The organism is Duganella sp. GW822-FHT06D06, from assembly GCF_058799615.1.
Genome location: NZ_JBXALQ010000003.1, coordinates 571,426 through 593,178, shown reverse-complemented (window position 1 = coordinate 593,178; position 21,753 = coordinate 571,426). Strand labels below are relative to the sequence as shown.

The window sequence follows — 21,753 nt, the reverse complement described above, 5'->3', positions numbered from 1 at the left end:
ACCAGTCGCTGACGGTCAAGCAGGAATACGCCAGCGTCAACACCAGCGGCAGCTACACCACCTTGTCCAACCAGGCCAGCATCACGGCCGGCGGTGCGCTGGCGATCAAGGCCGGGCGCGACGTGACCGACACCGGCGGCACCATCGCCGGCGCCAGCGTCAGCATGGTCGCTGGACTCGACGTCAACTTCAACGCGCTGCAAACCGGCAGCACCTACGCCTCGCAGGTGGCCGGCTTCACGGAAAAAGACAGCGCCACCACGTACAAGACCGGCCAGGTCGCCAGCAGCGGCGACCTGGAGCTGGTGGCCGGCCAGGACATCAAGCTGAGCGGCACGCAGGTGGCGATCGGCGCCGCCGGCAACGGCACGCTGCTGGCGGGGCGCGATGTGAGCATCGCGGCCGTCGTCAACGAAGTCAACATCAGCAAGCAGAACGATCCGGGCAGCAAGCTGTACGACAAGGAGATCCGCCAGAATCAGAGCGTGGTGGGTGCCTCGGTGACGGCCGGCGGCAACCTCACCGTCAAGGCCGGCGACAGCGGCCTGGGCTCGCTGGCGATCGCCGGCAGCAGCCTGGCCGGCGGTGGCAAGGTGCAACTGGCCGCCAGCGGCGACGTCAGCATCACGCAGGTGCAGGACATCTGACCGACCTGGCGCACCATGACGAGTCGAGCAGCCTGTTCAAGAAGAGCAGCAACAGCTCGGCCGATTACAGCAACGTCAGCAAGGTGGTGGGCAGCAGTGTCAGCGGCGACGCGGTCTCGGTGCAGTCCGGCAAGGACATCGTCGTCGCCGGCAGTGAGCTGAGCGCCACCGGCGCGCTGACCCTGAACGCGGGCCGGGACCTGCTGGTGGCCAGCGCGCAGCAGGGCGACAGCGAGCAGCACAGCGAACAACACGAGCGCAGCGGCTTCTCGTTCAATGTCGCCTCCGGCGCGCTCGGCTACAGCAAGAGCGAGCAGGCCAAGGCCGGCAACGGCGACACGGTGACGCAGGTGGGCAGCGTGCTCAGCGGCGGCAGCGTCAGCGCCAGCAGCGGGCGCGACACGGTCATCCGCGGCAGCACGGTGGTGGCCGACAAGGACATCGTCATCGACGCCGGGCGCAACCTGAGCATCGTCAGCGCCGGGAACAGCAGCGACGGCGCGTCGTCGAGCAGCAGCAAGAAGTCCGGGTCGATCGGCACGACGTTCCAGCCGGCCATCGGCACGGTCAAGAACGCGAGCGAGGGCACCAGTGCCAGCGTGACGCAGGTGGGCAGCCAGATCGCCAGCCTGGGCGGCAATGTGACGCTGAAGGCGGGCGAGCAGTACACGCAAACGGCCAGCGAGGTGACGGCGCCGCGGGGCGACATCGGCATCGGCGCCAGGGACGTGCTGATCAACACTGCCATGAACAGCAGCGACAGCAGCGATCACACGACCTACAACAAGACGGCCATCGGCGGCACGGTCAGCGTGCCGCTGGTCGATGCGTTGAAGAGCGCGAACAGCATGGTCAGCGCGGCGAAGAACACCAGCGACGGCCGCATGCAGGCGCTGGCGGCGTTGAACGCGGCGGGCAGCCTGCAAGATGCTTACAAGGCCTACAACGCGGTCCAGAACACGGGCATCAAGGTCAGCATCAGCCTGGGAAATCAGACGAGCGACAGCACGGTGGTGCGCTCCAGCGATACGGCTGTGGGCTCGACCGTCTCGGCCGGCGGCAGCGTGACCATCAACGCGAGCGGCGCCGGCAAGGACAGCAACCTGACGGCGATCGGCAGCGACATCAAGGCCGGCAAGGACGTCAACCTGTCGGCCGACAACCAGGTGAGTTTGCTGGCGGCGCAGAGCACGGCCAGCCAGCACAGCACCAACAGTTCCAGCGGCAGCAGCATCGGCATCGGCTTTGGCATCGGCGGCACGTCGAACGGTTTCACGCTCGATCTGGCGGTGAGCCAGGCACGCGGCAAGGCCGACGGCGACGACATCGGCTACACCAATAGCCACGTGACTGCCGGCAGCCAGGTCAACCTGAACAGCGGCGGCGATACGACGCTCAAGGGCGGCGTGATCGCGGCGCCGACGGTGGTGGCCGACATCGGCGGCAACCTGAACATCGAGAGCCTGCAGGACAGCAGCAAGTTCAACAGCAAGCAAAGCAGTTCCGGCTTGAATGCCAGCCTGTGCATTCCACCATTCTGCTACGGCGCCAGCACGGTGGGCGGCAGCATCGGCAAGTCGCATGTGGACGGCGACTTCCTGTCGGTGCTGGAACAAAGCGGCATCAAGGCAGGCGACGGCGGCTTCCAGGTGGCGGTGGCCGGCAACACCGATCTGAAGGCTGGCCTGTTGAGCAGCAGCCAGACGGCCATCGACCGGGGCAACAACGTGCTGGTCACCAGCAGCCTGACCACCAGCGACTTGCAGAACAAGGACCATTATGATGCCGGCGGCTTCGCGTTGTCTGGTTCGGTCAGCGGCAAGATGGGCGACCAGAGCAAGTTGCCCGACACGCTGAGCAAGGAACAAAAAGAGGCCGCCGCCGACGGCAAGCCGGGCGCCAGCGGCGGCTTCGGCTCGGCCAGCGGCGACCAGGGCAGCACGACGGCAAGCGGCATCAGCGGAGGGCTGATCGCGATCACCGACCAGACCAAGCAACTGGCGACTGGCAAGGATGCGGCGACAGCCGTGGCTGGCGTGGATCGCGATGTGACGACGGAATCGGCTGCGGCCAAGGCTGGCGCGCTGACCAAAGGCTGGGATGCGCAGCAGTTGCAGAAGGACGTCGACGCCCAGATCGCCATCACACAGGAGTTCAGCAAGCAGGCGCCGAAGGCGATTGCTCAATATGCAGGCGATCAGCGCGATGCGCTAAAGGCACAGGCTGCAAAAGAGACCGACGAAGTGAAACAAAAGGCACTGCTGGATGAAGCTGCGAAATGGGACGAGGGTGGTGCGTACCGCGTAGCGCTGCATGCTGTCAGCGGTGGATTGACTGGCGGTTTGGGTGGCGCCCTTGGCGCTGGTGTGGTTGCCGATAGGGCCAAAGTTCTGGATGATCTGCAAGTTCAAGCTCGAGACGCATTGGTGGCACAGGGCGTCGATCCTGAGTTGGCGAAGACTATTTCGCAGGGTCTGGCCGAAGCCACTGCGCTGGGAATTGGTTCCGCTGTGGGCGGTACGGTAGGCGGAGCGGCTGCCCTCGCCACGGACACTAATAATCGGCAATTACATGACGCTGAAATCAAGCGTATTCACGAGTTGGCAAAAGGCGATCCTCGGCAGGAAGCAAGGCTGGTGGCCGCCGCCTGCGCGCTGGTGCATTGCGCTGACGGTGTACCGAAGGACGATCCCGCTTATGCCTACCTGAAGAACATGCAAGACATGGGGCAGGGCATGACGGCGGAACGGACTCTGCTCGACGGTCAGCGAGGACAGGACGGGAGGATTTACGGTCCACTGTTCCAGTACACGATTGGAATGGGTTTCCAGGACGGGCTGTCGCGAAACCAGATCGGTACGCGATTAGAGGGGACAGTACAGGCCGGGCTGTCGGCGGCCGGCCTGTCGGGCGATGGTCTTGCGTGCACTACCGGCATTGGCTGTGTGGCAGCCGCTGTAAGCGGTACGGTCTTGACTGACAACTTGATTGCTGGCACCAAAAAGGTGATAACGGGACAGGCGTCCGTAACCTACGGTGAGCAGGTACTGCAAAGCTTGGGGCTAAGTCCACAAGCGGCGGCTGCGACGTATGCAATGGCTGGCATGTCACCTGCTATGATTGATGGTGTGAAAGCTACTTTGAGCCCGCTAGTTCTCAGCGGTGTCGATAAATTGGCGACCAAGGCATTGTTGAACAGCGGCGGTGTACTGGACGCCAATGGACAAGCTTTATTGGATTTGAAGAGTCTTACATCCGCACAAAAGGGCGTGATGGGTGACTTGTTTGGCCAAAATACGGTTAAGCAACTTGTGCCAGACGGGCAAAAACTGGCGCGTATGCCTGGCATTGGCGAGACGGGCTTAGATGATTTGTACAAGGTGAACCGTCCGGGTGTTGATTATGTGGTGGTTGAATATAAATTTGTTGGGACGGATAGCAAAACGGGGGCGTCGGTTTTGAGTAAAACAGCGGATGGGGTGCAGGGGGCGACTAGCTGGACAACTGGATCTGGTAGGATTGAGAAAGCGGTAGGTGCTGATACTGCTATCGATGTCCGTACTGCAGTCAGTGCCGGTCGCACCGAAACTTGGGTTGTGACCACGCGATCTGACGGCTCTACAGAATTACAAGTTTTGGATGGATTAGGCAGAGCCAAACCGATAGATACTTCAAAGATAATTCTGCCCAAGATGAACGGGGCGGGAGCACATCCATGATTCGCGCCTCGTTAGGAGATCAAACATATTGGAACGGACGAGTTAAAAAGTTTCAAGCCACAGTTGCGGCTGATTTGTCGGTTTTGGACGAACCCCCAAGTAATCTTGGTTATGCGCCACAGTACTGGTTTGAACACTGTAAGTACGCGTTCCGAATTATGGCGCTGCGCTATTCTCGAGGAGATGACATCAACGAACTAGCCCAGCACTTTCTTGTTCTACTTAACGGCTGGGAGCTCTCCAATCGCCTAGCCAGCGAAGTATGTAAGGAACACCATCTGGAAGCTTGTCGCGACTGGCCCGTTGAACTCGTCAATTTGAATTACTATAACTGGTGCTTTTGGCTTGTAGGACTAGCGCTCACATTGGAGATTCCTGATGATCAATGGAACCGCTTGGTGGTGCTAATTGGTACGGCTGGGCAGGACGAATTGCTCGACCGTGTCATGGCAACCCGCCAGAAGGATCGTGTCATCGGCACTGCTCTGTTGCATCCCAAACCGTATGCCCGCTTGCTCAAGGCGGTAGATGCGCCAAAAGAGCAGCAGCCCGAACTCTTATACAAGTTCGTAGATAACTGGTATCTGGAGTTGGCTCGTAAAGGCAAAGATGAGCTTTGGTGGTATATCTATGGCGATCCTATTAAGCACCCACTGGAGAAAGGGAGCTATTTTGGGCGTTGGTGCATCGAAGCAGCTGTCGTGGCAAAAGTATTTCATATCGACGACACCTTGTGCTTGGGACATGAACATTATCCTGGTGACTTGCTGCGCCCGAATGGACCGAGCACGCATGCAAAGCGGCCTGATGCAAAACTTGGTTTCCTAAAGATGCTATTTGGTGGTGTGCGTTGAAGCCCGGTGCGGCTTAACAATCTGGGCTGGATGTGAAAAATGTCCCTTGAAGAGCCATTGAACTTGACATGAAAGTTTCGCTTTTCAGCGTCGGCGGCAGCGTTATCGACAACTAAAGAAATAGCCTGGCGCAGAACGCCGCCGACAGCGGCACGGTGGTCAAGGTGGCGCCGAACGGGCTGTCGCTGCTGAACCCGAACGCCAACGGCAGCTACGTGTTCGAAACCCGTCCGCAGTTCGCCAATCATGGCGACTGGATCAGCAGCGACTATCTGCTGAAGGCGCTCGACACCGATCCGGCCGTCACGCAAAAACGTCTGGGCGACGGCTTCTATGAACAGCGCCTGGTGCGCGACGGGCTGCGCCCGGGCATCGCGCTGAGCGCCGACCAGATCAGCCACCTGACCAGCGACATCGTCTGGATGGAAAACGTGCTGGTGCTATCAAAGACACGCGCTTCGAATTCAAATGGACCCGCGCATTTGCCAAAAAAGCACCACTGGAGATACCATACGCTTTTTAACGGCAGGTGCCACGATGAAAACTGTGAGCTTCCCTTTGGGATCAATCGTGCCGGTGCTGGGGCAGGGCACCTGGAACATGGGCGAGGAATCCGCCCGCAAGAACGATGAAATCCGCGCACTGCGACTGGGCCTGGACCTCGGCATGACGCTGATCGACACCGCCGAGATGTATGGCGAGGGCGGTGCCGAGGAAGTGGTGGGCGCCGCCATCGCCGGCCGCCGCGACGAGGTCTACCTGGTCAGCAAAGTCTATCCGCACAACGCCAGTTTCGAAGGCACGCAGGCCGCGTGCGAGCGCAGCCTGCGCCGCCTGAAGGTTGATAGCATCGATCTCTACCTGCTGCACTGGCAAGGCCACTACTCGCTGGACGAAACCGTCGCCGGTTTCGAAGCGCTCAAGATGGCCGGCAAAATCAAGTCCTACGGCGTCAGCAACTTCGACCTCGAAAGCATGCAGGACGCCGTCGGCTGCGGCGCCGTCGCCACCGACCAGGTGCTGTACAACCTGTGCAAGCGCGGCATCGAATTCGATCTGCTGCCGTGGTGCCGCCAGCAGGGCATGCCGCTGATGGCCTACTCGCCGCTGGAATCGCACGGCCGCGAACAGGCCGCGCTGCTGGACAACCCCGGCCTGCGCGCCGTCGCCGATGCCTACGGCGTGACGCCGGCGCAGATCGCGCTGGCCTGGGTGCTGCATCAGGACGGCGTGATCGCCATCCCCAAGGCCACCGCCCCGGCACACGTGCGCGCCAACCGCGCCGCGGCCGATATCAAACTCTCCCCGCAGGATCTGGCCGCGCTGGATCTGGCGTTTCCTCCACCCCGTCGGGCCAGAGTGCTCGACATGCGTTAAACAGGATTTATGAAACACGAATTTCTTTGTTTAAGCCTGCTGCTGGCCTGCGCCGGTGCTGGCGCCCAGGAAGAGCCCGAAGCCGATGCGGAGACGCCGCAAGTGGTTGAAGTGGGCGGTGTAAAGAATCCCGAGTTGAAGTCCTACAAAGTCATGTTGAGAGGCGTGGATGCGTTCGAACAGCATCGCAAATACGCGCCGGCTGCGCCGTTGCGTTTCCAGTTGGTGTCCACCACCGTCGGTGGATCGGTGGCCGGCGTCACACTGCGCATCGCTGGCGACAATACGTCGGAAAACATCCCCATCGCGGCCGATGGCACCTTCGTCCTGCCGCGCATCCAGGCGGCGATTGACGACAAGGCCGACCTGGTCACCAACAAGAAGAAAAGTGTGGTGCGCTGGCGCGGTGATATCCATACGCCTGGCGTCCCTGCCAATGCGCGCCGCTTGGGCGACCTGCGCATGGAATGCGAAATCGCCTGGGCCGTCAACCGGGAAGAGATACCCTTCCTGATTCGTAGCGGACTCTCGCTGGCCGGCGGCATCTGCCATATCAAGAGTGTGCACCTGAGCTACCAGGCGCCGTTGAACGCCACTGGCGTGACCCTGGTCTCCGGAGATCGTCGTCAAACGGTGCCCTTCGTCGAAAAGAAGAAGAACGTCTTCTCGCCACCTTTGGCCGATACCGACTGGGATGATGAAACGCTGATCGAATACGCCATCCCTGCGGCTCCCATGTAATACGCGGTCTGCTACACTGCTGGACAGCCCAAACTGTCCAGCAAATCATGTTCAACCGAATCAAACAACTGTTCTCCCCCCAAGACACCAGTCACCATATTCTGATCAACGCCTACTGCACGGTAGCCGAGGTGCCGAAGCCTGGCTTCCCGCATGTGCTCAATGCCCGGCGCGACCTGTCCGATCCCGAATTACAGCCCCATCTCAACGGCTGCATGAACCACCTGGCGCAAGCCGGCGAAGGCAGGATGACGCAGGTCCGCTATCACGTGATCCGTCATGTGCAGCGCGTGCGCCAGCATGTCAGCCTGTCTATCGAGGCAGGTGCGATGGACAGCTTCGCCGGGTGGGCGGAGGCCGCAAACGCCATCGTCTTCATGGCCGACGGCAGCGTGCGCGATCCGCAAGGACGCATCCTGCTGCCTGCCACCGGCGACGCCGGCGATCCTCAATCCGTGGTTCCATACCCGCAGCAGGCCTGGCAGCGCAAGGCGCGCTCGGACGAACTGCTTGCCGCCCGCAAGGTCGCGGTGCCGGCAACGCTGCCGCCGCTGGTGTCCGAGCCTGAGCTGCGCCTGCGTACACCGGAGGATGTGCTGCGCAGGATGCTGGCGCTGTTCGTGGTCGCGATCCGCGCGGAGTCGCTGGCGGGCGGCCGCGCCATCGCGGTCGACGATCTGAAGAAACGCTTTCCACCCGCCTTCGCCGGCCTGACCGATGCGGAACGGGCTTTCCTCGCGCAAGAGACGCCAACGGAGCAGCAGACCACCCAGTTCCTGTGGCGCTATGAAGCCATCCTGGTGCTGCAATGGGTGCTTGGCCTCCAGGAGGCGTTGCCGTTCGCCGATGCGATCTGCGACGTGGCTGCGATTTCGCGCACCGTCATCGAACGCGGCACCGAAGGCTTGCGCAAGCAGCTGGCCATGCGTCCTGCGGCGGAGATCCTGGATGCGCTGGATCTGCACTACCGCCTGCACTGGGCCACACGCCAGTCGATATTGAAGAAGAACTCCGCTCCCGCAGGACTGAATGACGGCGTGCTGCAAGAGCGCCACCATGCCTTGAACTGGCTGGTGCATTTTGAAGACCGTGACTGGGACGAAGTCGATACACCAACCTGACCTAAAGACATCTATGAGCCTGCAATCCGTTCGTGAGTTTTTCCTGGCCCGGGATATTCATCTTCCCATCGTGGAGCTGGATGTCAGCACCGCCACCGTGGCGCTGGCGGCCGAAGCGCATGGCGTGGAGCCGGGACGTATCGCCAAGACGCTGGCCTTCCGCGTCCGCGATGGCCGTGTGATCCTGCTGGTCGCCAGCGGCGTCGCTCGTATCGACAATCGCAAATTCCGTGAGGCGTTCGGCAAGGGCAAGATGCTGCCGGCCGAGGAAGTGGTCGAGGCCACCGGCCATCCTGTCGGCGGCGTTTGTCCCTTCGGCCTGGCGCAGGCGTTGCCGGTGTATGTCGATGAATCGCTGCGTAATTTCGACGAAGTGCTGCCGGCCGCCGGTTCGGTCAACAGCGTGGTGCGGATGGCGCCGGACATGCTGGTGACGATCACGCAGGGGCAATGGGTGGACGTATGCTGATCAAACGGAAGCTGGCGTTGTTGGCGATGGTGGGCATGTCGGTACCGGCGCTCGCGGTTGTCGAACGGATCGAAATCAAGGAGCGCACCGCGTTTGCGCCAGGCGTGACATACGGCGAGGCCGGCGCCTATGAAAAGATACGTGGCGTCGCCTATTTTGCGTTGGACCCGAAGGCGCCCGCCAACGCCGCCATCGTCGATTTGAAGCGCGCGCCGCGCGACGCGCGGGGACGTGTGCTGTTCTCCAGCGAGTTCGTCTTGCTGCGGCCTGCGGGCGGCTTGCCATCCAGCCTGATTTACGACGTCAACAACCGGGGCGGCATTGCCATGCTGGGCCAGATCAACGGCCGCAGCCCGGCCAACAACGATCCGACCACCGCCGCCGACGCCGGCGACGGCTTCCTGATGCGCCATGGTTTCTCGATGCTGTTCTCCGCATGGACCTGGGACGTGGCGCCGCCGACGCCAGGCGCTCGGCCGTTGGTGTTTGCACCGCCTTTAGCCAAAGGCGTCAAGGGCAGGGTGCAGAACGAGTTCACGGTCAACGCGCCGGTGGATGTCGCCACCTATGCCGGCATGCGCGGCCTGACCTACGAACCGGCCACGCCCAACGATCCTCGCGCCCAACTGACCATGCGTGCCCGTCCCGACGACAAGCGCCGTGCTGTCCCGCGCAGCAGCTGGCACTTTGTCGCGCCGGAACAATCGGGCGGCCCTGGCCGCGTGCAGCTGGACGACGGCTTCAAGCCGGATACGATTTACGAACTGACCTACGTCGCGAAAGACCCTTACGTGACCGGCGCCGGCCTGGCCGGCATCCGCGATCTGCTGGCCTATTTCCGCGACAAGCCATTCGAAGGCGCGCCTGTGCCGAAGAACGTGCTGATGTTCGGCATCAGCCAGTCCGGCCGCGTGATCGGCCGCATGCTGCACGACGGCTTGAATGTCGACGAATCCGGCCAGTTGGTCTTTAGCGGCGCCTACCTCCATGTGCCTGGCGCCGGCGGCTCTGCGGGCTTCAACAGCCGCTTCGCGCAGCCCACGCGCCATCCTTCGATGCTGGAGGAGCACGACTACCCGGCGGACGCCTTCCCGTTCACGACCGCACCGTCGCGCGACCCGGTCAGCGGCCAGACCGCATCCTATCTCGATAACGCGCGCGACAAACAGGGCCGGCTGCCCAAACTCATCATCGCCAATACCTCGACCGAGTTCTGGAATCGCGGCGCATCGCTGATCGCCACCACGCCGGACGGCATGCAGGACGTGGCGCCGGCGGACAATGTGCGCATCTACGGCTTCATGGGCGCGCAGCATTACGTGGGCCGCTCGCGCACACGCGCGCCGTTCACGGCATGCGTATCGACCAGCGATCATTACTTGCCGATGCGCGCCTTGATCCTGGCGCTGGACGACTGGACCAGCAAAGGCAAGCAGCCCCCGGCCAGCGCCTATCCACAATTGGCGGACCGCACGTTGACCACGGTGGCCGATTACCGCGCCAGCTTCCCGAAAGGCTTCGGCCTGACGCCGCCAGAGCAGAATCTGCGCGAGCCGCGCCTGGACTTCGGTCGGAAGTTCGCGAAGCAGGGCATAGCGGACAAGGTTCCGCCCAAACCCGGCGACGAGTATGAAACCCGTGTGCCTGTGCCGGACGCGGACGGCAACGACAAGGGCGGCGTGCGTCTGGTTGAGGTGCAGGCGCCGCTCGGCACGCACACCGGCTGGAACCTGCGCGCGCCGGAGACCGGGTTTGCCTGGGCCACGTCGCGTTTCGACGGCAGCTTTGTGCCGTTCGCCCGCACCGAGGCCGAACGGGCCGGCAGCGGCGATCCGCGTCCCAGCCTGGAGGCGCGCTATCCGACCCGCGACGATTTTGTCGCCGCCGTGCGCGCCGCCGCGGAGCGCCAGATCGCAGCAGGCCTGCTGCTGCCTGAGGATATGGACCGCACATTGTCCGGCAACACTGGCCTGTACGACCGCATCATGCGGCACGACCCCGCCGACAAGGGCTGTGCCTATCTGTACGCCGCACCGTAGCTAAGTGGCGCCGTTCGGCGCCGTGAGCTTTGCCACCTGTTCCTTCAGATGCTTGAGCTGGGCGAGCAGGGGCGCGGTCATGTCGGTGACTTCCTGCTCCGTGTAGCGTGGCGTGATGTGCTGCGGGCAGTTCCAGTCGTAGCCTTCCACGGTGATGATGAAGGCGCGCTCGATGCGGGCCTTGTAGCCCGGAATGCGCAGCAGTTCCATCAACTCCGGGTCGTCCGCTGCTTCCACTGTGCGCGTGTGGCCGATGATTTTCATCCGCACCTGTCTTGCGTAGTCGACCAGTATCATCGAGATGCGGTCATCCAGCTTCAGGTTACCCACGCTGAGGTACTGCAGATTGCCACGAAAATCGGCGAAGGCCAGCGTTTTCGCATCGAGCACGCGCAGGAAACCTTGCGGGCCGCCGCGATGCTGCACATAGGGCCAGCCGGTTTCGCTGACGGTGGCCTGGTAAAAATGATCCATCGCTTCGATGAAGGCGATCTCCCTTGCGCCCAGGCTGTCCTGGCGGTCTTCCACCTGATCGAGAAACGCATAACGGGCGCGGCTCCCCATGCTGTTTTGAACCTCACGCACCGCCGGCGTGAAGGTGATATCGGAATAGGCACGGCCCATGATGTGCTCCTCGATCAGTGTGAAATCAGGCTGCGATTTTCAGGTCGACTTTCGGGAAGTCGATCTCCACGCGGCTGGCTTTGCCCAGGATGTTGGTCAGGAAGTTCATGCCGACGTGGGTGATGATCTCGACGATGTCCGACTCGCTGTAGCCCGCGCTGCGAATGGCCGCCAGTTCGATGGCGCTGACTGCACCCTTGTTCTCCATCAGGCTTTGCGCGAACTGCACGGCGACGGCGGCCTGCGCATCGGCGCTGGTGCCGCTGCGGGCGGCCGTCATTTCTTCGCCGCTCAAGCCGGTCTTGCGGCCGATCGCCGTGTGAGCGGAGACGCAGTATTCGCAGCTGTTCTGCTGCGCCAGCGCCAGGGCGATGCGTTCGCGGGTCAAGGCGTCGAGCGTGCCGCCATTGGCCACGCCGTGCAGGCCGAGGAAGGCGCGCAGCGCGACCGGTGAATTGGCGAACACTTTCAGGAAGTTGGGCACCATGCCGAGTTGTTCCTGGATGGCGTCCAGCAGGGCTTTTTGTTCGGTGTTGGCGGTGGCGGTTTCGATGGTGGCGATACGGTTCATGGTGAGTTCCTTGGGGTTGGGTTGTTTGTTCAGCGAACACTTGCAGTTTCATCGATGTGCGGGATAATGAGAATCCGTTAAATTGACAATGAACTATTTCTAATTCAGGAATAATATGGACAAGCTTTCCGCCATGGCGATCTTTGTGGCTGTCGTCGATGAAGGCGGCTTTGCCGCCGCCGCCCGCAAGCTGAAGATCTCGCCGCCGGTGGTCACGCGCGCCGTCACGGAGCTGGAGGAGGGCATGGGCGTGCGCCTGCTGCTGCGCACCACGCGCGTGGTGCGGCTGACCGAAACCGGCGCGCGCTACGCCGCCGATTGCCGCCGCATCCTGGCAGACGTGGCGGATACCGAAACCTCGGCCGCCGGCACGCACGCTGCGCCGCGCGGGCGCCTGGTGATCACGGCCTCTGTGATGTTCGGCGCGATGTACGTCACGCCCATCGTGACCGAGTACCTGCGGCGCTATCCGGAAACCGATGTCGAATGCCGCTTCCTCGACCGCGTGGTCAACATGATGGACGAGGGTGTGGATGCCGCGATCCGCATCGGCGCCTTGCCCGACTCCAGCTACCAGGCGGTGCGCGTGGGCCAGGTAAGGCAAGTGGTGTGCGCGGCGCCTGCCTACCTGGCCGCGCGTGGCGTTCCCGCTACGCCGCAGGAGCTGGCCGGCCATGACCTGATCGCCGCCACCGCCATCACCGCGACCAACGATTGGCGCTTCGAGTACGACGGCAAACCGCAAACCGTGAAGGTGCGCCCGCGCCTGCGCAGCACCAGCAACGACGCCGCCTTGCGCGCTGCGCTGGACGGCTTCGGCATCACCCGCGTGCTGTCCTATATGGCTGCGCCGTATCTGGCAGGTGGCCGTTTGAGCGCCATCCTGGCTCCCTACGAGGCTGCAGCGGTGCCGGTCAGCGTGGTGCACCACGAAGGCCGTCATTCGTCCCCCAAGCTGCGCGCCTTTCTCGATCTGGCGATTGCCACGCTGCGCGAGGACGGCGCGCTTCGATAGAAAAATTGTATACAAAATTCGTTGACAATGTATCCGACGAGGCGCAATATCGTTGTCAATTAAACGCGTCGGTCACGAGCTGTTGCGTTGCTAGGCATCATTTCTACGCACGGTTAAGGGCAGCCCGTGTGGGTAGTAGTTGCAAAGTAACGCCCAATAAAAAAGACAGACGGAGACGCGTTTATGAATCACTTGCTATTTCAGGTCGAGGATCGACCACCCCTACTCACAACCGTACTGCTAGCGGCGCAGCACATGCTTGCGGCGTTGGGCGGCATCATCGCCGTGCCGCTGGTGGTGGGCGCCGCGCTCAAACTGCCGGCGGACCAGATCATCACCCTGATCAACGCAGCCTTGCTCGGTTCCGGCATCGTCACGATTATTCAATGCAAGGGCGTAGGCCCAATCGGCATCAGGCTTCCTTGCGTGATGGGCACCAGCTTCGCCTTCGTCGGCGCGGCCATCAGCATCGGTCTTGAACACGGTGTTCCGGCTATCCTCGGTTCGTCGCTGGCCGCTTCGGTGGTGATGATCGTCGGCAGCTGCTTCATGCCCAAGATTCGCAAACTGTTCCCGCACGCCGTCACTGGCGTGGTGGTGACGATGATCGGCCTGTCGCTGGTGCCGGTGGCGGTGGACTGGGCTGCGGGCGGCCATGCGCCGGGCGCTGTGTATGGTTCTCCGCTCAACCTGGGCATCGCTGCCTTCGTGCTGGTCACGGTCATCATGTTGGTCCAATTCGGCAAGGGGATTGTATCCGCCGCCGCCGTGGTGATCGGCATGTTCATCGGCTACCTGCTGTGCGTTTCGCTGGGCATGATCGATTTTACGCAGGTGCAGAATGCGCCGATCTTCGCGCTGCCGCAGCCGCTCCATTACGGCATGACCTTCCCGGTGGCCGGCATCGTCGCCATGGCGATCGCCTACCTGGTGACGATGGTCGAAACCACCGGCACCTTCATGGCGCTGGGCGCCGCCACCAACACCAAGATGCGCGGCAAGACACTGGCGCGTGGCATCCTGTGCGACGGCGTCGGTTCGGCCTTCGCCGCGTTGATGTCCAGCCCTCCGGTATCGACCTTTGCGCAGAACGTCGGCGTGGTGTCGTTGACGGGTGTGGCCAGCCGCCACGTGGTGGCGCTGACCGGCGTGATGCTGCTGCTGGCCGGCCTGTTCCCGGTGCTGGGCGCGGTGGTGGTGACGATTCCACAACCGGTGCTGGGCGGCGCGGGGCTGATGATGTTCGCGATGATCATCTCGGCCGGCGTACAGCTGTTGAGCCACGTGGAGCACACCAAGCGTAACGGCGTCATCATGGCGGTGTCGATCGGCTGCGGCCTGGCGGTGACGGTGCGGCCGGAACTGCTGTCCCAGCTGCCGGCCTTCGTCAAGGAAGTCTTCGGCTCGGGCATCACGGTCGGCGCGCTGGTCGCGGTGGCCCTGAACCTGGTGCTGCCTGAACGTCCGGTAGAATTGACCGACGACGATGAAGAAGAGGACGTACCACAGGCATTTTTAACCGCCGAGCGTGAAGCAGCTTAAAATACGCTCGATATCAACCTAGCTGTTTCCGCAGTGCCCGCGCATTGTTTCCGCAGTGTTTAACCATCATAGAAACTATGACTAAAACTCTACTGATCAAAAATGCGCGCGTGCTGGTGACGATGGACGACGAGCGCCGTGAAATCGCCGACGGCGCCGTCTACATCCGGGACAACGTGATCGAACAGGTCGGCCGCAGCACCGACCTGCCGCAGCAGGCCGACGAGATCATCGACGCGGCCAACCACGTGGTGATGCCCGGCCTGGTCAACACCCACCACCATATGTACCAGAGCCTGACGCGTGTGATTCCCGCCGCGCAGAACGGCGAACTGTTTAACTGGCTGTCCAACCTCTATCCGATCTGGGCCAACCTGACGCCGGAGATGGTCAACGTGTCGACGCTGGCGGCGATGTCGGAGCTGATCATGTCCGGCTGCACCACCAGCAGCGACCACCTGTACATCTACCCCAACGGCTGCAAGCTGGATGACAGCATCGAGGCGGCCGGCAAGATCGGCATGCGCTTCCACGCCGCGCGCGGTTCGATGAGCGTGGGCCAGTCCAAGGGCGGCCTGCCGCCGGACCGTGTGGTGGAGGAGGAGGGCGCGATCCTCAAGGACACGCAGCGCCTTATCGAGACCTATCACGATGCCGGCCGTTACGCGATGCAGCGCATCGTGGTGGCGCCATGCTCGCCGTTCTCGGTCTCGCGCGATCTGATGAAGGAGGCCGCGACGATGGCGCGCAGCTTCGGCGTATCGCTGCACACGCACCTGGCTGAAAACGCGAACGACATCGCCTACAGCCGCGAAAAATTCAATATGACGCCCGCCGAATACGCCGAGGATTGCGGCTGGGTGGGCCATGACGTCTGGCACGCGCACTGCGTGCAGCTGGACGACGACGGCATCTACATGTTCGGCCGCACCGGCACCGGGATCGCGCATTGTCCTTGTTCGAATATGCGGCTGGCGTCGGGCATAGCGCCGATCCGCAAGATGCTCGACAGCGGCGTCTCGGTGGGCCTCGGCGTCGACGGTTGCGCCTCCAACGATTCCGGCCACATGATGGGCGAAGTGCGACAGGCGATGCTGCTGCAGCGCGTGGGCTTCGGCCCGGAGGCGATGACCGCGCGGCAGGCGCTGGAAGTAGCCACGCTTGGCGGCGCCAAGGTGCTGAACCGCGATGACATCGGCGCGCTCAAGCCGGGCATGGCGGCGGACATCGTGATGTTCAAGCTCGATACGATAGGCTTCGCCGGCGCGCTGCACGATCCCGTCGCGGCGCTGGTGTTCTGCACGCCGCCGAATGTCTCGTACAGCGTCATCAACGGCAGGGTGGTGGTGCGCGAGGGTGTGCTGTGCACGATCGACCTGCCGGTGGTGATCGAGCGCCACAACGCGCTGGCCCATCAATTGGCGCTTGCCGCCCGCTGATAGCTGGCGATACCGCGATTCGTATTGCTACATCAGCAGCGCGGAGATCAGGTCCTTCTTCGCCGGGCTGGCGTTGACGTCGAAATTGAGCGCCGCCTCCACGTGGCTCAGATGGTGCAGCATCAGTTCCGCCGCCTTGTCCGCGTCGCCGGAGCGGGCGGCGGCCAGGAAGGCGCTGTGTTCGTCGGACGAGCAGACTGCGTCGCGTTCGGACTGATACAGCATGGTGATCAGCGAACTGCGGCCCACCAGTTCGCGCACGATTTCCTTCAGCACCTCGTTGCCCACCACGTCCGCCAGCAGCACATGGAAATCGCCCAGCAGTTGCTGCCGTATCTTCGACGGCACTTGCGATAGCGCGTTGCGCTCTTCCTTCAAATGCTTCTCCAGCATTTTGTAGTCGGCAGCCTTGGCCTTGGCGGTGAACTCGCGCGCCAGCGCCGCTTCGATGATGCGGCGCGCCGCGAAGATCTCGCGCGACTCCCGCTCGCTGGGCTGGCTGACCACGGCGCCCTTGTCGGGGACCATGTTAATCAGCTTGTCCTTCGATAGGATCAGCAGCGCCGCGCGGATCTTGGTGCGGCTGACCGAATACAAACGGCACAACGCTTCTTCCCGCAGCTTGGTCCCAGGCGGCAGCTTGCGCGCCGCGATGGCTTCGGCGAGGTTGTTGGCGATATCGTTGGCGCTGTCGGCGGGGAGTGTGGTGGACATGAGGTGGCTATGAATCTCGTAGTGTCGTTTTTTTGCCCATCATACAGGGGCGGTCGAGGATTGACTATCTGGCAGTATTCACTGCGTAATCGCATTACATATGTGTCGTGTGGAAATTGTGTGGAAGCGATTCCCGTAGGTGAATGTAAAAACTATAGCGAATTCCGCTTGTCGTTTACTGTAGTTCTGCTACATTTTATCTGGGCTGCAGCATTTCCCAAAATACAAAACATAACGACACGGAGATAAAAATGATGAAAAACTTACTGGCCGCCGGCCTGCTGGGCGGTTGCGCCCTGGCGCCTGCGCATGCCGCCTTCAACCCTGCCGACACCTCGGTGCAGATGTTCCGCTGGAAGTGGAACGACATCGCCAAGGAGTGCACCAACTGGCTCGGCCCGCAGGGCTTTGGCGCGGTGCAGGTATCGCCGCCGCAGGCCTCGGCCAGCCTGGGCGCCTGGTGGGATGTGTATCAGCCGGTGAATTTCGCCTCGCTGAAGAGCAATATGGGCACTGAGGCCGAATTCCAGACCATGATCAACACCTGCCACACCGCCAAGGTGCGCGTGTATGCGGACGTGGTGGTCAACCATCTGGCGGCCGGTTCCGGCACCGCCACCGACGGTTCGACGTGGAATTCGGCTACGCTGGCCTATCCCTTCTTCAGCGCCAGCGATTTCCATCCCGCCTGCGACATCGCCGGCGGCGACTACGGCTCGCCGGGCAACCGCTACAACGTGATGTTCTGCCGCCTGAGCGGCCTGCCGGACCTGAAGACCGACGGCTCCTACGTGCAGGGCCAGATCAAGACCTACCTGGCCAAATTGATCAACATTGGCGTGGACGGCCTGCGCTTCGACGCCGCCAAGCATATGCAGCCTGGCGATCTGCAGGCGATCATGGGCGGTGTCACGCACACCACCAAGGCCGGCGAGGCGCTGTGGATCACGCAGGAGGTGATCCCGGACAGTAACGTGGCGCGCTCCGACTACTACAGCGTCGGCACGCTGAACGAATTCCAGTACACCTTCGCCATCAAGGCCATGTTCCGCAACGAGAACGGCGCCAGCCTGTCGCAGGTGCGGGCCATCATGGGCACGCCGGGCAACTGGGGCGGCACCTGGGGCTTTGTGCCGAGCGATAAGGCGACCGTCTTCGTCAACAACTGGGACACGGAGCGCAACGGCAGCTCGCTGGTGGCCAGCAACTACGTCTCCGGCACCACCAACGACACGCAAGGCACCAAGCGCTACGACTTGGCCAACATCTTCATGCTGGCCTGGCCGTATGGCTCGGCGCAGCTGCACTCGGGCTTCCGCTTCACCAATTTCGACCAGGCCCCGCCGAGCGCCAGCCCGTTCGACGCCAGCGGCAACCCGCTGATCAACCAGCAGTGGGACTTCATCCACCGCTGGGGCGACATCTCCAACATGGTCGCCTTCCGCGCCGTGACATCGGGGCAGGGTGTGGACTACTTCACCAACGGCACCGTCAATCAGATCGCATTCGGGCGTGGCGCCAAGGGCTTCGTCGCGATCAATAATGAGTATTCGGCCTGGAACGCCTCGCTGCAAACGCTGCTGCCCGCCGGGACTTACTGCAACGTGGTGCACGGCCAGTTGAACGCCGCCGGCACGGCCTGCACCAGCGACAGCGTCACTGTCGGCAGCAATGGCGTGATCAGCGTGAGCATCCCGGCCAACGGCGGCGCGACGGTGCCTGCGGTGGCGCTGCATATCAACCAGAAGATCGGCGGCGGTGGCGGCGGCACGTGCACCACGGTGCCGGTGACCTTCCGCGTGGCAAACGCGAATACGGTGATGGGTCAGAACGTGTACGTGGTGGGCAATCGCGCGGAGCTGGGCAACTGGGTGCAGGGCGCCGGCGATCTGCTCAACATCGAAGGCAGCGGCGCCAATGTGCCATGGTCGCGCACTTTCCAGCTGCCGCCGTCGACGGCGATCCAGTACAAGTTCATGAAGTACGGCGTGAGCACCGTGTGGGAGAGTAACCAGTCCACCGCCAGCGGCAATCGCGAAGCGACCACGCCGGCTTGCGGCGGATCGATCACGCTCGACGCGGGCAGCTTCAAGTTTTAATGCACGCTGGCTGGGACAGCCTTCTCCTGCTGCACGAGGATGAAGGGGCTGACGACGACTGCCCACAGTTCGGCGTTGGTCTCCAGCCAGGACGCGGCCTGCTCGTCGTTGACTTTGCCGAGCAGGCCGGCATTCATCCACTGGGCGATGTGGGTCTTGTCGTCGTGCGAGATGCGCACGGCCACATCGACCAGGTCCAGCGAATTGGCGATCCACACCACGTTGCCGGCGGCGAAATGCTTGAGCAGTTCGGTCCAGGGCAGGCGCGCGGTCTCGCGGTTTACTTTGAGGCGCAGGTCGGTGTCGTTTTCAGGTTTGGTTTGCATGATTCAGTTAATTTCGATGATCGGTACGGGGCTACCCCGCCATGTTAACCGATAGGCCGCGCCTTTGCGAACATTGCCCACCAGCGCAGGGCGGAAGCAGGCCAGGTTGGTGCCGCCGTCGAGCCGCACGCTCGGATAGATGATGCCCAGCGAGCCGCCATCCAGCAGGCGCTCGGCCAGGATCTGCGATTCGATGTAGCTGTCCGGCGTCAGGCAGCCGAGGTAACGCACTTGGCCACGCAGGTCGTGGAAGGGCGCGGTGAAGTCGGCCAGCATGGTCTGGTATTGGACGCTGTCGTCGAAGCGGTTGATCTCGGCGTATTCGACGGCTTTGTGGAAGCTGACTTCGGCCAGCGCGGTCTGGACGTCGAAGGCGCAGTACCACGCGCCCCGATCGCCGCCGTTGAAGCGGCTGCCTTCGGGACGGGCGTAGGTAAAGGCCGCGTTCACGATGCGGAAGTTCGGCACGCCGAACACCAGTTCATCCATCGTGATGCCGGCGGCGCCGCCGTTCTGCGCTTGCAGGCGGGCGTTGGTGGCGTTATCCAGTTCGAACAGGTCGTGCAGATCTTGTTCGTTGTCGGCCAGTGGCGACAGCACCGAGTCTTCGAGATCGGCGAAGCGCGAGGGCAGCAATCGGCAGGTGTCGAACTGGCGCAGCGTGGTGAGGGGTGGAATCAGGCTGACCGGCACTTACAGTCCTCCGCGGCGCGCGTCCAGCAACTGGCGCACGATCTGCATGGCGGGCAAGCCGCCGGCGGTGATGTAGGTCAGCGGCGTGCGGCCGCCGAAGATCAGGTTGGTGTTGGCAAGACCCATCCACTCGTCGGCGAGCTTGTCGCCGTAGAGGATGTGCAGTGCCTTGTAGATGCCCAGCAGGTAGGAGATGCGCGTGATGCAGTCCACCTCCAGCGTGCGTTCCGGGTGTTTTTTCCACTCGTAGTAGGCGCTGCTGGAGATGCCGCCCAGCAGTTCGCGGGCGTCGTCGTCGCGCAGCTTCCAGGCGGCGGCCAGTTTGAAAAAGCCCTTGAGAGCGGCCTTGGACAGTCGTTCGCGCTCGGGCTTGGCGTTCAGGTCGACCAAGATGGTTGGCTCGAAGCGGCTGCGGGGGTAAGCGTAGGTAAGATTCATAAATCCTCCGTTGATGGACTAGTTATACTCCTTTTTCGGATGAATAGCAATCGGGGAGCAACTGGACTAATATCGTCTTGTCTATAAAACCGGGGAGGGTGGCCATGAAATGGGGGACTTTGGCGGTGGCGGGGATGTTGGCGTTGGCTGCGACTGCGGCCGGCGCAGCACCGGCTTTCACGGGCGTGCAGGAGCAGGTTGCCAATGTCGAGCGGGCCTTTGCCGCGACCATGAAGGCGCGCGATCATGCGGCTTTCGTGGCGTTCCTGTCCGATGAGGCGGTGTTCAGTGGCGCTGGGCAGTCCTTGCACGGCAAGCAGGCGGTGGCCGATGAGTGGAAAAAGTTCTTCGTCAAGCCAGGCGCGCCGTTTTCCTGGGAGCCGGATGAGGTTGAGGTGCTGGCCTCGGGCACGCTGGCCAAGACATCCGGCCCCGTGCATGGGCCGGACGGTAAGCTGATTGCGCGATTCAGCTCGCTCTGGCGGCTGGAGGCACCGAACACCTGGCGTATCGTGTTTGATGGTGGAGTCGAGGTTTGCGGCGGAAAATGATGAGCATTAGCTCAGACTGGATAAATTGATGAGGGGCGCTTACGCCCCGTTGCAGACATTCGCATTCACTACCGAATTTCTCTCACCTTTCACGATCCCCATATTGAACATTAATCTCATGGCGAAGCGTTATAGGAGCATTGGCACTTGCCTTAGAGATCGTATCCAATAAGTCTACGGTTTGCCCATGGCAGTTCTTTAGAGTAATTCCAGGTATGGGAGTCTTTCTAGTGTCGAAAACGGGAAATTTCACTTGTGGGTCTTTGCCGTCGTACCATTCTTTGATAAAAGTAGATGTTTGGCTACAATAATCAAACTCTGCAAAACCATGCTCCACCAGAAGTAACACTCGGCCACGCCTATCAAAAATTATAGCAGCAGTGCCCGGCCATCCTCCATTGGATAGTCCCACAAATGCCTCGCCATTTGGCGAAGGATAAAAAGAGTCAAAGGCAGCATCGCTTAGTTGAAGTCGAAGTCGTTTTTTCTCGTAGACCTGCACCTTAAATTCTGGCGACATGGGGTCTTTGATCGAGCTGAACGACTGCACGATGGTGATATCACCAAATCTAAACTTCCTCTCATTCTTGGTCCGCACCATCGGAGGCATATCCGCAAAGGCGTTCATTGTCATTGCTAGACCCAAGAGTATAAAAGTTAAGCGTGCCGCAATTGATTTCACTGAGGTTCCTTTTAAACCGATGTCCGTTCTTGGCCGATGTCCGCCAGCACCGATCCTTCCTATATTGCTGTTACTGGCTGATATCATCACGT

The 21,753-nt window shown here is 62.0% G+C and carries 20 protein-coding genes and 1 pseudogene; 14 read left to right on the top strand and 7 right to left on the bottom strand.

The annotated features are described in order from the left end of the window. The 9 genes and pseudogenes from AC1RMD_RS08760 to AC1RMD_RS08720 all read left to right on the top strand — a co-directional run. Positions 1 to 647 (top strand): hemagglutinin repeat-containing protein (locus AC1RMD_RS08760; protein ID WP_492925646.1); only part of this gene is annotated, 647 nt, incomplete at its 5' end. Positions 648 to 733: 86 nt separating this feature from the next. Continuing rightward, entirely contained in the window at positions 734 to 4,366 is a 3,633-nt protein-coding gene (locus AC1RMD_RS08755; RefSeq protein ID WP_492925644.1) for a hemagglutinin repeat-containing protein, read from the top strand. After that, on the top strand, positions 4,363 to 5,220 hold the full coding sequence (locus AC1RMD_RS08750) for a PoNe immunity protein domain-containing protein (protein ID WP_492925642.1): 858 nt from the start codon (positions 4,363 to 4,365) through the stop codon (positions 5,218 to 5,220). The genes AC1RMD_RS08755 and AC1RMD_RS08750 overlap by 4 nt, the downstream gene beginning before the upstream one ends. A 170-nt stretch (positions 5,221 to 5,390) precedes the next feature. Then, positions 5,391 to 5,663 (top strand): annotated as a pseudogene (locus tag AC1RMD_RS08745) (hypothetical protein); the annotation flags it as partial. A 94-nt stretch (positions 5,664 to 5,757) separates the two neighbouring features. Next, positions 5,758 to 6,597, top strand: a complete 840-nt coding sequence (locus AC1RMD_RS08740; RefSeq protein WP_492925640.1) for an aldo/keto reductase — start codon at positions 5,758 to 5,760, stop codon at positions 6,595 to 6,597. Positions 6,598 to 6,606: 9 nt separating this feature from the next. Beyond that, the gene (locus AC1RMD_RS08735; protein ID WP_492925638.1) at positions 6,607 to 7,338 is read left to right on the top strand and encodes a hypothetical protein; all 732 of its coding nucleotides are present in this window, start codon (positions 6,607 to 6,609) and stop codon (positions 7,336 to 7,338) included. Between the two features lie 47 nt (positions 7,339 to 7,385). After that, positions 7,386 to 8,459 carry a DUF4272 domain-containing protein gene (locus tag AC1RMD_RS08730; protein WP_492925636.1) on the top strand — a complete coding sequence of 358 codons (1,074 nt, stop codon included), beginning with the start codon at positions 7,386 to 7,388 and terminating at the stop codon, positions 8,457 to 8,459. Positions 8,460 to 8,472: 13 nt separating this feature from the next. Further along, entirely contained in the window at positions 8,473 to 8,928 is a 456-nt protein-coding gene (locus AC1RMD_RS08725; protein WP_492925634.1) for a YbaK/EbsC family protein, read from the top strand. Further along, on the top strand, positions 8,922 to 10,967 hold the full coding sequence (locus AC1RMD_RS08720; RefSeq protein ID WP_492925633.1) for an alpha/beta hydrolase domain-containing protein: 2,046 nt from the start codon (positions 8,922 to 8,924) through the stop codon (positions 10,965 to 10,967). The genes AC1RMD_RS08725 and AC1RMD_RS08720 overlap by 7 nt, the downstream gene beginning before the upstream one ends. On the opposite strand, the gene AC1RMD_RS08715 is transcribed toward AC1RMD_RS08720, so the two are convergent. Continuing rightward, complete coding sequence (locus AC1RMD_RS08715; protein WP_492925632.1) at positions 10,968 to 11,591, bottom strand: pyridoxamine 5'-phosphate oxidase family protein; 624 nt, start codon at positions 11,589 to 11,591, stop codon at positions 10,968 to 10,970. A gap of 25 nt (positions 11,592 to 11,616) precedes the next feature. Then, positions 11,617 to 12,162: a carboxymuconolactone decarboxylase family protein gene (locus AC1RMD_RS08710; RefSeq protein ID WP_492925630.1), complete on the bottom strand. Its 546-nt coding sequence runs from the start codon at positions 12,160 to 12,162 to the stop codon at positions 11,617 to 11,619. Positions 12,163 to 12,277: 115 nt separating this feature from the next. On the opposite strand from AC1RMD_RS08710, the gene AC1RMD_RS08705 reads away from it, so the two are divergent. The 3 genes from AC1RMD_RS08705 to AC1RMD_RS08695 all read left to right on the top strand — a co-directional run bounded on the left by AC1RMD_RS08705 (position 12,278) and on the right by AC1RMD_RS08695 (position 16,158). Further along, positions 12,278 to 13,177, top strand: coding sequence for a LysR family transcriptional regulator (locus AC1RMD_RS08705; RefSeq protein ID WP_492925628.1), 900 nt, complete (start codon positions 12,278 to 12,280; stop codon positions 13,175 to 13,177). A 183-nt stretch (positions 13,178 to 13,360) separates the two neighbouring features. Then, positions 13,361 to 14,719 carry a nucleobase:cation symporter-2 family protein gene (locus AC1RMD_RS08700; protein ID WP_492925626.1) on the top strand — a complete coding sequence of 453 codons (1,359 nt, stop codon included), beginning with the start codon at positions 13,361 to 13,363 and terminating at the stop codon, positions 14,717 to 14,719. 77 nt (positions 14,720 to 14,796) lie between these two features. Further along, positions 14,797 to 16,158: an 8-oxoguanine deaminase gene (locus tag AC1RMD_RS08695; protein ID WP_492925624.1), complete on the top strand. Its 1,362-nt coding sequence runs from the start codon at positions 14,797 to 14,799 to the stop codon at positions 16,156 to 16,158. Positions 16,159 to 16,185: 27 nt separating this feature from the next. On the opposite strand, the gene AC1RMD_RS08690 is transcribed toward AC1RMD_RS08695, so the two are convergent. Next, positions 16,186 to 16,872 (bottom strand): GntR family transcriptional regulator, encoded by a 687-nt coding sequence (locus AC1RMD_RS08690; protein ID WP_492925622.1) that lies wholly within the window; start codon positions 16,870 to 16,872, stop codon positions 16,186 to 16,188. Between the two features lie 251 nt (positions 16,873 to 17,123). On the opposite strand from AC1RMD_RS08690, the gene AC1RMD_RS08685 reads away from it, so the two are divergent. Continuing rightward, positions 17,124 to 18,971, top strand: a complete 1,848-nt coding sequence (locus AC1RMD_RS08685) for a carbohydrate-binding module family 20 domain-containing protein (RefSeq protein WP_492925620.1) — start codon at positions 17,124 to 17,126, stop codon at positions 18,969 to 18,971. Here the strand turns inward: AC1RMD_RS08685 and AC1RMD_RS08680 are convergent. Genes AC1RMD_RS08680 through AC1RMD_RS08670 form a run of 3 tightly spaced genes read right to left on the bottom strand, consistent with a single transcriptional unit; the run spans position 18,968 to position 20,428 of the window. Then, positions 18,968 to 19,297: a DUF2288 domain-containing protein gene (locus AC1RMD_RS08680; RefSeq protein ID WP_492925618.1), complete on the bottom strand. Its 330-nt coding sequence runs from the start codon at positions 19,295 to 19,297 to the stop codon at positions 18,968 to 18,970. The genes AC1RMD_RS08685 and AC1RMD_RS08680 overlap by 4 nt on opposite strands. 3 nt (positions 19,298 to 19,300) lie before the next feature. Next, the gene (locus AC1RMD_RS08675) at positions 19,301 to 19,990 is read right to left on the bottom strand and encodes an RES family NAD+ phosphorylase (RefSeq protein WP_492925616.1); all 690 of its coding nucleotides are present in this window, start codon (positions 19,988 to 19,990) and stop codon (positions 19,301 to 19,303) included. Then, positions 19,991 to 20,428 (bottom strand): MbcA/ParS/Xre antitoxin family protein, encoded by a 438-nt coding sequence (locus AC1RMD_RS08670; protein ID WP_492925614.1) that lies wholly within the window; start codon positions 20,426 to 20,428, stop codon positions 19,991 to 19,993. A 104-nt stretch (positions 20,429 to 20,532) separates the two neighbouring features. Between AC1RMD_RS08670 and AC1RMD_RS08665 the strand changes: the two genes are divergently transcribed. Then, positions 20,533 to 20,979, top strand: a complete 447-nt coding sequence (locus AC1RMD_RS08665; protein WP_492925612.1) for a YybH family protein — start codon at positions 20,533 to 20,535, stop codon at positions 20,977 to 20,979. An 82-nt stretch (positions 20,980 to 21,061) separates the two neighbouring features. Here AC1RMD_RS08665 and AC1RMD_RS08660 read toward each other — a convergent pair whose 3' ends face one another. Further along, positions 21,062 to 21,751 carry a hypothetical protein gene (locus AC1RMD_RS08660; RefSeq protein ID WP_492925610.1) on the bottom strand — a complete coding sequence of 230 codons (690 nt, stop codon included), beginning with the start codon at positions 21,749 to 21,751 and terminating at the stop codon, positions 21,062 to 21,064. Between the last annotated feature and the right edge of the window lie 2 nt (positions 21,752 to 21,753).

Bases quoted from the DNA above. Each gene is read 5' to 3' on its own strand.
- AC1RMD_RS08690 (WP_492925622.1), bottom strand. From the start codon at position 16,872: ATGTCCACCACACTCCCCGCCGACAGCGCCAACGATATCGCCAACAAC.
- AC1RMD_RS08685 (WP_492925620.1), top strand. From the start codon at position 17,124: ATGATGAAAAACTTACTGGCCGCCGGCCTGCTGGGCGGTTGCGCCCTG.
- AC1RMD_RS08695 (WP_492925624.1), top strand. From the start codon at position 14,797: ATGACTAAAACTCTACTGATCAAAAATGCGCGCGTGCTGGTGACGATG.
- AC1RMD_RS08680 (WP_492925618.1), bottom strand. From the start codon at position 19,297: ATGCAAACCAAACCTGAAAACGACACCGACCTGCGCCTCAAAGTAAAC.
- AC1RMD_RS08665 (WP_492925612.1), top strand. From the start codon at position 20,533: ATGAAATGGGGGACTTTGGCGGTGGCGGGGATGTTGGCGTTGGCTGCG.
- AC1RMD_RS08735 (WP_492925638.1), top strand. From the start codon at position 6,607: ATGAAACACGAATTTCTTTGTTTAAGCCTGCTGCTGGCCTGCGCCGGT.
- AC1RMD_RS08740 (WP_492925640.1), top strand. From the start codon at position 5,758: ATGAAAACTGTGAGCTTCCCTTTGGGATCAATCGTGCCGGTGCTGGGG.
- AC1RMD_RS08670 (WP_492925614.1), bottom strand. From the start codon at position 20,428: ATGAATCTTACCTACGCTTACCCCCGCAGCCGCTTCGAGCCAACCATC.
- AC1RMD_RS08715 (WP_492925632.1), bottom strand. From the start codon at position 11,591: ATGGGCCGTGCCTATTCCGATATCACCTTCACGCCGGCGGTGCGTGAG.
- AC1RMD_RS08730 (WP_492925636.1), top strand. From the start codon at position 7,386: ATGTTCAACCGAATCAAACAACTGTTCTCCCCCCAAGACACCAGTCAC.
- AC1RMD_RS08750 (WP_492925642.1), top strand. From the start codon at position 4,363: ATGATTCGCGCCTCGTTAGGAGATCAAACATATTGGAACGGACGAGTT.
- AC1RMD_RS08725 (WP_492925634.1), top strand. From the start codon at position 8,473: ATGAGCCTGCAATCCGTTCGTGAGTTTTTCCTGGCCCGGGATATTCAT.
- AC1RMD_RS08710 (WP_492925630.1), bottom strand. From the start codon at position 12,162: ATGAACCGTATCGCCACCATCGAAACCGCCACCGCCAACACCGAACAA.
- AC1RMD_RS08700 (WP_492925626.1), top strand. From the start codon at position 13,361: ATGAATCACTTGCTATTTCAGGTCGAGGATCGACCACCCCTACTCACA.
- AC1RMD_RS08720 (WP_492925633.1), top strand. From the start codon at position 8,922: ATGCTGATCAAACGGAAGCTGGCGTTGTTGGCGATGGTGGGCATGTCG.
- AC1RMD_RS08705 (WP_492925628.1), top strand. From the start codon at position 12,278: ATGGACAAGCTTTCCGCCATGGCGATCTTTGTGGCTGTCGTCGATGAA.